Annotated in this window: 4 protein-coding genes; 1 reads left to right on the top strand and 3 read right to left on the bottom strand. The window is 67.8% G+C overall.

The window, feature by feature from the left end; genetic code table 11:
* Positions 1 to 131 precede the first annotated feature (131 nt).
* Positions 132 to 887 (top strand): class I SAM-dependent methyltransferase, encoded by a 756-nt coding sequence (locus CP982_RS33055; RefSeq protein WP_150513808.1) that lies wholly within the window; start codon positions 132 to 134, stop codon positions 885 to 887.
* 258 nt (positions 888 to 1145) lie between these two features.
* Here CP982_RS33055 and CP982_RS33060 read toward each other — a convergent pair whose 3' ends face one another.
* From CP982_RS33060 to CP982_RS33070, 3 genes are all read right to left on the bottom strand, one after another.
* Positions 1146 to 1637 carry an SMI1/KNR4 family protein gene (locus CP982_RS33060; protein ID WP_150513809.1) on the bottom strand — a complete coding sequence of 164 codons (492 nt, stop codon included), beginning with the start codon at positions 1635 to 1637 and terminating at the stop codon, positions 1146 to 1148.
* Entirely contained in the window at positions 1637 to 8521 is a 6885-nt protein-coding gene (locus CP982_RS33065; RefSeq protein ID WP_229878759.1) for an HNH/ENDO VII family nuclease, read from the bottom strand. The genes CP982_RS33060 and CP982_RS33065 overlap by 1 nt, the downstream gene beginning before the upstream one ends.
* A 243-nt stretch (positions 8522 to 8764) precedes the next feature.
* Positions 8765 to 12823 carry a LamG-like jellyroll fold domain-containing protein gene (locus tag CP982_RS33070; protein WP_229878739.1) on the bottom strand — a complete coding sequence of 1353 codons (4059 nt, stop codon included), beginning with the start codon at positions 12821 to 12823 and terminating at the stop codon, positions 8765 to 8767.
* Positions 12824 to 13092 lie beyond the last annotated feature (269 nt).

Consider the following 13092-nt stretch of genomic DNA (forward strand, 5'->3'; position numbering starts at 1 on the left):
GGGAACACGTATCGAAAGCGCCGTGAAGGTGCGCGCGTGTGGCTTGTCGAGCGCCCCCCTGAGCGGTAGACCGATCTTGTCGTCGCTTTCGGCGGCACCGGTCGCACCGGTCACACCCTGGGGAGCTGGGCATGAGTGTCACGAGTCGGTACCGGGAAGCGTGGGAGGGCTTCTGGAGCGAGGCGCCCGAGGACGAGGGCACCGTCTTCTGGGACGCCGAGCCCGCCCTGACCGCGGGCCTCCATCTGGCCCTGTTCGAGCCGCACGTGGCCGCGCCCGGCCTGCCGGTCGTCGACGTGGGCTGCGGCAACGGCACCCAGACCCGCTTCCTCGCCGACCGCTTCCCGCGCGTCCTCGGCCTCGACCTGTCGGCCGCCGCGATCGACCACGCCCGGCGCTCGGACCCCGCGGGGCAGGCCGAGTACCGGCAGCTCGACGCGGCGGAGAAGAGCACCGTCGAGCAACTGCACGCCGAACTCGGCGACGTGAACGTGTACATGAGGGGCGTACTGCACCAGTGCGAGCCCGACGACCGGCAGCCCCTCGCCGACTCCCTCGCGACGCTCGTCGGCGAGCGCGGCCGGGCCTTCGTCGTCGAGCTGGCCGAGGCGGCGGGGCCGGTCCTGGCTGGCCTGGCCCAGGGCCCGGGCGGCCCACCGCCCAAGCTGGCGCCGGTCTTCGCCCACGGGCTCACCCCCGGCGAGGTCGCCGACGCGGCCCTCCTCGACCACATCCACGCGGCGGGCCTGACCATCCTCGCCAGCGGTGGACTCCCCCTGTCCACCACCGAGTTCACCCCCGACGGCACCCGCATCGAGCTCCCGTCCACGTGGCTGGTGGCGGGCCGCACCGACTTGTCCGCAGGCTCCCGTGGTCTGAATCAGTGAGGCTTATCCACAGCCCTGGGACGCGGTCGCCGCGACTACGTACGGTTTCGAGGCGTGGAGGTCCTTTTCACATACGCCTGTGGTCTCGTGCGTAATCTGGGCGTCTGCCAAGATTGTCCTCCGCTCTATCAGAGATGCTCGCGCCGCAGTAGCCGCTGCGCCGCTGGTATTCTCTGTCGTGGTTTTAGGAAAGAAACGGCAGAAGCCTCGCCAGGGAATACTGGCGAGGCTTCTTGCTTTTTCTCTCCTATTTCAGTTTCAGCTGGATTCTCGCCAGCGAGTCACAGCTTGTCGACAGGTGGAGAGGGCAAAAGATCCGAAATCATTTCCGAGCCTCTCCAGGTCCTCCCGATCCGTAGCTCCCGGATTCCAGACGAGCACGGGATACTCGCCGTCCTGATCTTCCTGGGAGGCGTCAAGGACAACTAGGCCACCCATTCCGTCAAACATTGTAACGATCAGGCCGGATGGCATTCCGTACTGATTGCGAGCATCCAGAGTTTCCGATACGGAGCCCAGCAGTTTTTGTCCCATGGCGGGCGTCTGGTAGATACCAAGAAATTCTTCTCCTGCTATATCCCAGGTGCCAAACTCTTCGATTAGGAGGCGGTATGAGGGAGGGAGTGTTGCACCTAGATCGCGCTCGGCTGCTGCCACCTCCCCTGCGCTGCATCCGTCAGCATGGTTCGCAATATCCTCGTTCTCGCGAATCAGCTGGATCAGTCTCTCGCTCGCCTCGACAGCGTTCATTATCCGCCAAATCCTCTCGCTCGATCCTTCCAATACTGGGTCTTCCAGCTATTGAAAGCGTCTCGGTCGATTCCGCTGGGGATCTTGGTGCCTGCCTTCCAGTGCAGCTGGTTGTAGTTACCGAAGTGCATCGAGTGCGTCACCTCGGCAATTGGGCCGTCCTGTGTCTGGAGCATGTGATGGAGGTTCATCGGCTTATTGTCCGGCCCCATTGGGGCGAGGCCCTGCTTCATTCTCTTCAGATTGCTTCTACCATATTTGTCCGCAGGTGAGACATAGTCTGGATTCGTCAGGTCATCCCGTTGATAAACGCGCTGGCCGTCGTAGTCGGTCTTCGTCCAGCAGTTTGAGTTGTGAACCAGTACTGGCGTCTCGCCCGCCAGCACATAGTACGTGTGCAGGCCCTCGATGGTGAGGTTGTAGGTGCGCTGGTGGTCGCGGTACTGGCGGGTAGCGGCCACGGTGACCGTGCGGCCGTCGTCCGTGCGGAGGGTCGTGCCGGGCTTGAGGTCGCCGGCTTCGATCCAGTCCTTCTGGTCGACGGACCAGAAGGGGTGTTCGTAGGTGGCGGTGAGCTTTTCGGGGCCGTCGGGGGTGGTGATGGTCAGTTCGGTGAACTGCTTGTCGTCGTCGGTGACGATGGTCGCGGTGACTTCGCGTTCGCTGGTCTCCCCGGTCTCCGGGTCGGTGGCCAGGACCTTGTCACCGAGTTCGACGTCCTCGATGTCCTTGGTCGAGCCGTCGGCCAGGAGGACGTCGGTGCCGGCGAGGAAGCACTTGCAGCCGGAGGGAATTCCCTTACCGGTCTTGCCTACCGCTTCCTCCCCCTTCTCGGCCTTCTTGAGGCCCTTGGCTATACCCTTGAGCGGTTTGAGGATCTTGCCCCACGGCAGGATGTCCATTCCGGTTTCGGCGCACTCCACGGTGACGCCGGGGTGCGTGCCGCAGGTCTTCCACGAGTTGAAGTCGGGAAGCATCATCTTCGGCACGTCTTTTGCGCCGCCACCGGAAAAGAAGCTCCTCAGGTGAGGAAGTATCCCGTCGCTCATGCGACCAAATGGGTTCCCGGGAAGGCTGAACCCGGTCTGCGTCATCGAGCCACCACCGCCGCCGGTGTACAGGGCGTTGCTCGTGGACCCGCTGCCGCCCCAGTAGCCGCCGCCGATGCTCCTGCCTCCGCCGCCTCCGCCGCCGAAGCTCCTGCTGGCATTGCTGTCCGAGTTGAGGTAGGAGACAGCTCTGCTGGCCAGCCGCTGAATTGACTTGCCGATACCGCCGATGATGTTGGAAATCGAGAACTGGCCCGTAGCGTCGGAGTACACCACCGGGCTGTTGTTGCCGTAGGCGTAGCCGTTCATCTGCTGCGGGTCCGTCAGGTCCATGATCGGGTCGGCGGAGATGAAGCGGCCCGTGGTGGGGTCGTATTCGCGGGCGCCGAGGTGGATCAGGCCGGTGGAGGCCGTGTCGTCGGTGCCGCCGACGAACGTCTTGGTGCCGGGCCAGGCCTTGGGCTGCTCGCCGCGCGGGCCGCCGAAGGGCAGGGTGCGGCGCTGGTTCAGCTTCAGGTCCGCGGCGGCGACGGAGAGCTGGCCGGTGCCCTGGTGGTCGGCGGTGGTGAAGGTGACCGTGCCGTCGTCAGCGGTGACGGCCTCGTGTCCGCCGCCCAGTGGGGTGTAGCGGGTGGCCTTGGCCTTCGAGGCGCCCTTGGGGAGGGTGACTTCGGTGTGGCCGAGGTAGAGGGTGGTCTCCGTCGGGGTGCGGGCGATCAGGCGGTTGCCGTCGGTGTCGTAGAGGTACTCCGTGGTCTTGGTCTTGGCCTTGCGGTTCCCGCTGGAGTCCGGTTCGGTGACCTTGGCCAGGTGGCCCTCGGCGTCCCAGGTCAGCTTCTGGGTGTCACCGCGCAGGGTGCGGGTGGTGGTGTTCCCGGTCGCGTCATAGCCGTAGGAGTCCTTGGTGGCGGTTCCGCCGGGCTGCTGAGTGGTGACCGAGGTCAGGGTGTGCGGCTGCGCGGCACCCGGCTTGGGGTACTCGTAGGTGCGCTGGGTGTCCTTGGCCTTGTCGCCGCCTGCGCCGCTGGTGTCGTGGAGGGTTTCGGTGAGGCGGTTGCCCGCCTTGTCGTAGGTGTAGGAGTGCCAGTACGGGGCCGGACCGCCGATCTTGTCACCGGCCGGGGCGGTGCCGCAGGCCTTGTCGCCCTGGGTCCACGCGTCCGTGAGGCGGCGCAGGTAGTCGTAGGTGAAGCACTGGGTGTCGGTACCGGTGCGCGAGACGTCCGAGACGGACAGGATGTTGCCCGCGTCGTCGTAGCGGTAGGTGTCGTGCTGGTCGACGCCCGGCTGGTCCTCGCGGTCGACGCGGGAGGTGGCCAGGCGCTGGGTGCCCCACTCGTAGGTGTTGGTGGCCCAGATCTTCTTGCCGCCGGAGGCGCCCAGCGTGTGCTGGAGCGGCTTGCCCGTCAGCGAGTAGCTGGTGTCGCCCTTGAAGCCGTCGCCCAGGACGGACAGCGGGCGCAGGGTCTCCTTGTCGTAGGTGGTGTTGTAGCTGCCGCCGGGCAGGGAGCCCGCCTTGGAGTAGCTCACGCCTCCGACGAGGCCGGAGGTCAGGTACTGGGTGCCGGTCTGGTAGGTGCCGGCCAGGGCGCCTTCCTTCTCGGGGATCACCACGGCGGACTTCGTCGGCCGGTAGAGGGAGTCCAGCATGGTGACCTTGGACGTGTACGCGGCCCCGTCCACGTAGCGCGTGGACTCGGCCAGCTGGCCCTTGGCCCCGTCGATGGTGTCGTAGACCCACTTCGCGCGCAGTGCGCCGGTGGGGCCGCCCTCACGCAGCTCGGTCGCACGGCCGAGGTTGTCGTAGACGTGCGACAGGACGGTCTCGCGGGCGTCCCTGGTCTCGGTGACCTGGCCGCGGTCGTCGTACGTGGTGGTCGTCCTGCCCTTGTCCGGGTCGTCGGTGCTTGTCTGACGGCCCATCTGGTCGTAGCCGTACGACCACGTGTTGCCGGCCGGGTCCGTCACCTTCGTCAGTTCGCCACGCGGCGCGTAGGTGTACTTCGTGGTGTCGAACTCCGCGTCGACGCTGCGCTTGTGGTACTGGCGCAGCTCTGTGGTGCGGCCGCGGGCGTCGGTGAGGGTGGTGGCGGCGGTGTCGCCTTCGGGCGGGATGACCGTGGTGCGGTCGCCGCCGTGGATGGTCCTGGTGGTGGCCAGGACCTTGCCGCCGTCACCGTTGCCGGCGATCTGCTGCTCCTGGACCGGGCGGCCCAGGCCGTCGTAGGTGGTGCGGATCTGGGACTCGACGCTCAGCGCGTTGTCCGGCTGGAACAGGTCGCGGTTCGGGTTGCCCCCGGTGTAGTAGGGAGCGAACGTCTTGGCCGGCAGGCCGCGTTCGTCGTAGAAGGTGTCGGAGAGGACGCGGCCGCCGTCCGGACCGACCGCCTGGGTCTGGCGCTCGCGCAGGAAGCCGTCGTAGAGGGTGTACGAGGCGATCTGGCCGCCGTTGTTGTTCAGGGTCTGGGTACGGACCGCGACCGGCTTGCCCTCGTCGACGAAGTACGTGAACTCGTAGCTCGGGATCTGGCCGGCGCGGCGGTCGGGCAGCCACACCTTGGACGAGCGGCCGAGCGCGTCGTACGACAGCTCGGTGCGCTTGCCGTTGGTGTCCACGGTGGCCGACGGCTGGCCGCGCAGCGGCTCCAGTTCGGTGACCGAGGTCTGCGCCGAATCGGGGTCGGCGGCCTTCGCCGGGGGCGTCGTCTCGGTGACCTTGGACGCGAAGCCGGTGGCCGGGCTGTAACCGGTCGTGGAGGTACGGCCGTCCTTGCGCACGCTGCGGACGGGGTCGCCGCTGCCGGTGACCGTGACGTCAGCGGTCAGGTCGGTGGCCGTCAGCTGGCGGCCGTAGTCGTCGAAGGTCGCGCCGGACTCCAGGTAGGTGGCCTTGGAGCCGTCGTGCTTCTTCAGCGTGGCGGTCGCCGTGGCGTCGCCCTTGGTGGGGGCCTCCCCGTAGGCACCGCCGTCGTAGGCGGTCCGCACGTCGGAGACCACGGCCTTGGCGCGGTCAGGTGTGTCCGCGCACGCGCCCGTGACCGTCTCCACGCGCGACGGCAGCATCAGGAGGTTCTTGTCGGCGTTGGTGGCGTAGGTGGTGCGGGTGCACTGGTTGTCGGAGGCCGTGGTGCTGTCACCGCGGTCGTCGACCTGCACGGGGCGCCCCGCGACGGTGTCGTACTCCGTCGAGACGGAGGTGGTGCGCCAGTCCTTGCCCGCGCCGTCGTCAAGGGAGGTCCAGGTCTTGCTGTGCGAGGTGCCGGTGAAGTTGGCGGTCACCGTGCCCCAGTCCCGTACCTTCTTCGCCGTCTGGTGGTGCCAGGGGCGGTTCACGGTCTTGGACAGCACCTTGCCGCCCGGACCGGAGTAGGCGACGGTCTTGTACTCGTGACCGGCCGCGGACTCGTGGTCGGTGATCGGGTCGCCCTCGTCGTCGCCCAGCGCGACGTCGACGGACTTGGTGCCGCCGGAGGGTTCCTTGCGGTCGCCGTCCATGCCGCGCAGGAAGTAGGAGTCGGCCTGCGTCTTCAGCGCGTCGCCGCCGCCCTGGCCGCCCGTCCGCACGCGGACGTGGCCGTAGCCGCGCCACTGGGACCAGGTCTTGAACTTCTTCTTCGTCAGACCGTCGTCATCGTCGTAGTGCCAGGCCGCGTCGCCCAGGTAGTCGTACGTCGTGACGGCGTCGGGTGCGCCGCCGGTGCGGTCGGTGGTGGTCGTGGAGGTGACCACGTACTTGTTGAACCACTGCTTCTCGGGGTCGTCCGCCGAGTCGCCGCCGATGTACTGGGGGAAGCAGCGGGTGGTGTTGGAGTGCGGTGTGGGCAGTGCGTCCCACTTGCAGGCCGGGGCCGAGTAGTTGACGTCGACCTGGCCGCCGGACTCGTCGGCGATCGTGGACAGGCGGTCCTTGATGAACGGGGCGTACCCGTCCCCGGTCTTGTCCAGGCGGTTTTCGAGCTGCGTGTAGGAGAAGGTGGTCCGCGGCAGCGTCACCGCGGGCTCGGCGGTGTGGCCGGTGCGCTCGACGGAGCCGAGGAGCAGCTGGTAGTCGACGTCGGCCTTGCCCCAGCGGTGGCGCAGCTTCCAGGAGTCGACCTTGCTGTAGGCGTCGCCCTTGAGGACCTGGGTGGTCACACCCGTCAGACGCTTACGGGTGAAGAAGGACGGGGAAAGGCGGCCCTTGTCGCACTTGCTGCCCGCCTTGCAGTTCAGGTCCCACGGCGTGTCGTACCAGTAGTAGGCGTCCTTCTCGATGTCCTTGCAGTCCGTCTTGCTGTCGACGATGCACCGCTCCGACGTGGTGAAGTCGACCTTGGCCAGCGGCTTGCCGCTGTACATGGCGGAGGACTTCAGGCCGTACTCGATGCGCTCGAGCGAGCCGCCGCGCGTGTAGGGCGTGTCGTTCTCGGCCTTGAGGTTGCGGCCGTAGGAATTCTTCTCCTCGTCGTAGTAGTACGCGATGGCGTTGCCGCGCGGGTCGACGACGTAGTCGAGGTTCCAGCGCCACGCCTGCTGGCACCAGGACTCGGCGAAGGAGTCCTTGTGGCAGGGCTCACCGCTGTCGTTGCCGAAGACCGGCACCGTCCAGGCGGAGTTGGTGGTCGCCTTGCCGTCCTTCCAGCCCGGCAGACGGTTGTAGCCGAAGTAGTACCGCACGCCTTCGGGGTCGGTCAGGCGCCAGTACTCGCCGTCGTTGTCCCCGTTGCCGCGGTTGGTCGACGTCAGCTTCTTGATGCGGCTGCCGTCGTCCTGCTGGAACTTGAACTCGTCGTCCCCGGCCGGGACGAGCTCGCCGCCCTTGCCGTTGAACGTGATGAACGCGTTGTCGTAGTCCCAGCACTGGTCGCCGGGCTTGTTGCCGTCCGCGTTCTTCTGCCCGTCGTCGGCGCATCCCTTGTAGCGGCGCTCGATGAAGCCGGGCCACAGATCGAAGCCGTCACCGACCCAGGAAGCCTGGTTGTTCGTGTTGCCGGTGCGTCCGTCCATCGAACCCGAGGAGTACGACAGGCCCACGTTCGGCTTCAGCTCGCCCGGAACCTCCGGTACCGGCATGTCGTACGACCAGGAGAAGTCACCGGTGCGCAGATCCGTGTCCCACTTCGCCGACGGGGACAGCGAGGTCGCCTTGTAGTCGCTGTTCTTCCCCCCTTCCTCAGCGACCGCCGCCAGCAGGGTCGGGCCGGAGGCGCGCAGGGTGACCGCGTTCGCGGTCAGGGTCTGCTTCTCGGTGTCGTTGACCGTGCGGACCGGCTTGCCGGTACGGCACTTGTCCTTCGAGGGCGCGTCGAGTGCGCAGCCGGGCAGCTCGACGAGCGTGAGGCGGGAGGCGTAGCCGCCACCGAAGGCCTCGGCGAAGCCGGAGTAGTCGACCTTCGTCTGGACCGTGCCGGCCTTGTCGGCCTTGCGGTCTCCGGATTCGAGGGTGAACAGCAGGCCCTTCACGCCCGCTCGTTCGGCGGCCTTCCGGCTCAGTACGCGGGCCTCCACGCCGCCGCGAGCGGCGGGACCGGGCTCGGTCGCGCCACGGCGTGCGGAGCGGGCGGCGGTGTCCTTCGGAGCGCCGACGGACAGGGGCAGCCCCTTGGCCCGCTTCGGGGAGCCGGCGGCGGCCTTCGGCGCGGCATCCGGGACGGTCACCACGGCCGAGCCGGGGCGCGGCCAAGCGGCCTTGGGCTTTCGAGAGGGCGTCGTCGGCCCGTGGTCCGTCTTGCGCGGCTGGGCCTTGGCGCCGTCCCGGCCCTTGACGGGCTTCTCCGCCGAAGGAAGTCCGGGGCGTCCGTCGCTGTCAGCGGTCGCCGTCGACGTGGTGGCCGCTTGCAGCAGCGTGCCCACCATCACGGCGGACACGGCCACTGCCACTCTCCGCCGTAGCCACTTGTGGCCACGGCGTGGTCTGGATATGCCGTTCATTGCGTGAATCAGATCCCTTGTATGCCGCCGGTGATGCGGCATGCCTGACTGCCCGTCGCATGCGGGCAGGGTCGGTGACTATGAACAGGTGGTGACTATGAACTGGTACGGAAGTGAGGTACGGGCGGTGGGCCCCGGCAGACGGGGCCCACCGTGCGGGCGGTCAGCTCAGTCGTCCGTGGGAACCTCGGTCGGAACGTCCATCGTTCGGTTCTCCATCCGCTGAATCTGGGCGTCGGACAGAGCACCCTGGAAGACCCACACGTCGTCGACGGCTCCGGGGAAGTGCTCCCCCCACGCGCCGTCGGTCTTCGTCCGGCCGACCTGGAGCGACTTGGACGCCTTGAAGGCCAGCGTGTCCTCCGACCAGGACACGAGGTCCTGGCAGCCGGATTCGTCGGCCTCGCCGTCGCCGTCGGCATCGCCGCACGCGACTTCCTGCAGCGCCCCGTTCACATACAGGCGGGCCTCCTTGGAGAACCCGTCGTAGACGACCGCCAGGTGATTCCACAGGCGCGCGTCGGTGAATTCGGTGTGGGCGATGCTCTTGACCGAGGCCTTGGAGTCGTCCTCGTCCGGGATGGCCAGCTCCCAGCGTCCCAGGCCCTCGGGGTCCTTCTTGTCGGGCACGAATCGCACGGTGAACGCGCTCTGCCGGTTGCCCTCCGCGCTGACCAGCGCGACCTGGTGCTTGGGAAGCGCGGCTGCCCTGGCCCAGGCGGTCACGGTGTAGCTGGTGCTGGTGCCAATCGGCATGCCGCTGGTGGCGGCGTAGCCGCTGGTGCCGTTCAGGTCCAGACCATGATCGTCGACCATTCCCTCGCCGGGCTTGGCGCCGCCGTGGAGGTTTAGCGGCCGGTCCTCGTCGGAGGAGTCCGGCGTGGTGGCCGGGTTCGTGCCGGTGACGGTCTCGAAGTTCCAGCGGCCCTTGACCAGCGGGCGCTGCTTGAACATCTGCCGCACTTCCTCGGCCGAGACGGGCCTATCCAGCAGGCGCACGTCGTCGACGGTGCCGGGGAAGTGGTTCTTGACCTGCCCGTCGTAGGAACCGGCGCCGATGTACATGGACTGATCGGCGTAGAACGCTCCGGCCAGCTTGGTGGTACCGGCCTCGGACCCGTTCACGTACAGCGTCAGGGTGTCGGCGACCGTGTCGTGCACGCCCACCAGGTGGGCCCACTCGCCGACGTACGCCTGGTCGTCCTCGGGCTGCATGGCCCGGATGGGTTTGGCGTCGGCGGCATCGGAGGAGTACTGGTTGACCGCCCACCGGTTGTAGGCGGAGGAGTAGTACAGCTCGAAACCGGGAGCCTTCCTGCCTGCCTGCGCGGTGATGATCGCTGCCCCGTCCGGTTTCCTGCTGAGCTTGGCCCAGGCCGAGACGGTGAAGCTGCGCGAGGTGTTCACGTGCGGGCCGCTGTTCTTGCCGATCCGGGCGTAGCCGTCACTGCCGTTGAACCTGGCCGCCTTGCCCGACACGCCCTGCACGCCGGTGGTGACGCCGCCCTGGTACGCGGCCGGAAGCACGCCGCCGTAGCCGGTGATCTCCTTGGCGTCCGGCTTCTCGTCCAGGTCGAAGACCGCGACCGCGGGACGGCCGGGGTCACCGGCGCTCTCGTGCGCGCGCAGCTTGTCGACCTCGTCCTGCGCGAGCGGCTTGTCGAAGAGCTGCACCTCGTCGATCGCACCGGGGAAGAAGGCCGAGGGCGTGCCGCTGTAGGAGGCCGCCCCCAGCTGGAAGCCGCGGCGGGCCTCCCACGGGTCGGCGTAGGCGGTCTGCCCGACGAGCTTGCCGTCCACGTACAGCTCCAGGACGTCACGCGCCGAGTCGTAGGAGCCCACCAGGTGCGTCCACTTGTCCACGCTGACACCACCGGGCTTGTCCGCCATGACCCGGGCGATGCCCGCGTCGGGGGTGTCGGACTTGTACTGGTTGAACGCCCACCGGTCGTACTTCTGCGTGTAGTACAGCTCGAAGCCCGGGCTGTGGTTGCCCGGCTGGGTGGCGATCACCGCGGCACCCTCGGGCATCTTCGACGGCTTGGCCCACGCCGAGACGGCGAAGCCACGGCTGGTGTCCACGACCGGAAGGTCACTGGCGGCATAGCCGTCGCTGCCGTTGAAGGAGACCGCGGAGCCGCGCGCACCGGAAGCACCCGGGGTGGTTCCACCGTGCATCTGCAGGGTGCGCGGGGGCGTCGAGCCCTTGGCCTCGCTCGCTCCCTTGGGTTCGTCCAGCGACCAGGACGCACGGTCGGGCTGGCCCGCCTTGACCCGGAACTCGTACGTATGGATCTCGCTGCCGTTGCCGGCCGCGTCGAAGGACTGCGCGGTGATGAAGTTCGGGCCCGCCTCGGCAGGCAGCGCGGACAGCGTCCTGGCGGCACCGCCCGTTGTGGTGATCTTGTTCTTCGAGCTGGGGTTGACGTTGATGCCGTACCGGTAGGACGTCACGTCCTTCTCGGCGGCGTTCAGCTCGAACTTCCCGTACTTGCCCACCCCGTCGTACCACGGGTCCTTCGGGTCCTCCGAGTCGGAGGCCGGGTAGTCGCTCGAGGTGATCGAGGGCCCCTTGGGGACCTTGGTGTCGTGAACGAAGTAGCAGGCGGTCGGGTCTCCCGCGTAGGACCACGGCGAGTACTGTGCCCCGTCATAGACCCGTGCGTACCAATTGACCTGCTTGTTCTCCGGAATCGAACCGGGCAGGCTGATGGAGAAGTCGGAACCGGACTTCTTGGCGGAGGTGCGGTCGGGCTTCCAGCTCCCGGTCTTGCCGTTACCGGCATCCCACATGGCCTGGAACTGCACCGAGACGCTGTCCCCGTCGGGGTCCTTCACCTTCTTGGCGCGGATCTTCCCCAGCGTCCGCACCCGCGGTGCGCTGCCCGGCTTCGCGCAGACGCCTCCGTACTCCATGCGCAGCTGCGCCATCTTCAGCTGAGACGGCGGGCGGTTGTACTTCACCCGCAGGAACGCCTTGTCCGAGAACCGCTTCCAGCCGTAGGCGTCGGACTCGCTGCCGGCCCGCAGACCGAAGGTCATCGTCGACGCCTTGCCGTCGGCGGCGCCCTGGAGGGCTGACTTCACCGAGAACTCCGCGTCCTTGGCCGCACAGCCCTCGGCGCCGTGGGCGAAGGACTTCGAGGACAGCTCCTTCTTCCAGAACCCGGAAGCGTTCTGCGAGTTCCACGTCGTCGACGAGGAGATGTCCTTGGTCTGCCACAGCTCGACCGAGCGGTCCGAGCAGGAAGCCGACCAGGTGTTCTTCACCACGAACTCGGCCGAAAGGATCGACTTGCCCGCGAACTTCGACACCGGGATGCGGTAGAAGAGCCGCTTGGTGTCATGGGGCTTGCAGTAGTACCAGTTGCAGTAGCCCATGCCGGCGTTGTTCTCGCCGTTGAACTTCCACTGCGGCGCGTCGGCCCAGTACTTCGACGCCATCGTCCACGCCGTCGCCCGCGGCGAACTCCACTGCGGGTCGATGAACACCGGATACTGCGTGTCCTTGCCCTTCAGTACGTCCTCATCCGGGGTGAGCACCAGCTCCTTGCCGCTCTCGGGGACCTCCACGCCCACGGGCGCGAGCTTGCCGGACTCGGCGGCCGCGGGCTCCGGGCCCTGCTCCTTGGCGGCGCTGCGCAGTGCCTTGGCGCGGGTGCGGGCGGCCTTGCCGCTGTCCGGCGCGTCGCTCCGGCTGGAGTCCCACATCATCGGGCGCGGTGCCTCGAACACCGCTCCCTGTGCGCCCTTGTCCGACGCCTCGAGTCCGCCCTCGGCGGTCTCCTTCACGTCCATGCCCTCGGCCGCGAGCTTCAGGCGCACCGTGGCGAGTTCCGAGCCGGCGGCCGCCTTGGCGGACTTGACGACGAGGAGCTGGGTGAAGCCGTCCTCCTGCGCTCCCATGCGCAGGTCCACGTCCGGCAGTACGTCCTCGTACGTGGCGGTGCTGCCGTCGAGCGTGGGCTCGGGCAGCTTTCCGGGCCACGAGAGGGCGAGCTCGCGGCCGGCCTTCGTCATCCGCACCAGCGGCTCGTCCCCGCCGCCGGAGAACTCGAGGCCGATCGTGGTCACCTTCGGCGCCACCGAGCCGTCGGCAGCCTTCACCAGGCCGGTGTCGACGGGCTTCCAGCCGCCGTCCGCCCGTGCCCGTACGGGCCGCACGTACTCCCGAGCCTCCAGATAGCCGTCGGCCGTGGCGTAGACATCGCTCGACTCGCCGCGCATGGAGGTCACTTCGACCGGCTTGCCGGTGCGCTTGGCCTCGTCCTGAGCGGCTTCCGCAGTCGCCGCTCCGTCAGGTGTCGCTGCCCCCGCGGTCTCTGTCGCCGTCTCACCGCGCACGACTGGATCTGCGTGTGCGGCCGGTGCGGCACCCGCCAGCAAGGCTCCGGTCAAGAGCCCTGCCAGCGTCCCTGTAACTCCGCGCGAATGCGCGCGTCTCCACATACTGAACCCGTTTCAGAAACAAAGATGAAGATTCCCTTAATGGGTAA

Origin of the sequence: Streptomyces spectabilis (assembly GCF_008704795.1) — a bacterium.
Taxonomy (GTDB): domain Bacteria; phylum Actinomycetota; class Actinomycetes; order Streptomycetales; family Streptomycetaceae; genus Streptomyces; species Streptomyces spectabilis.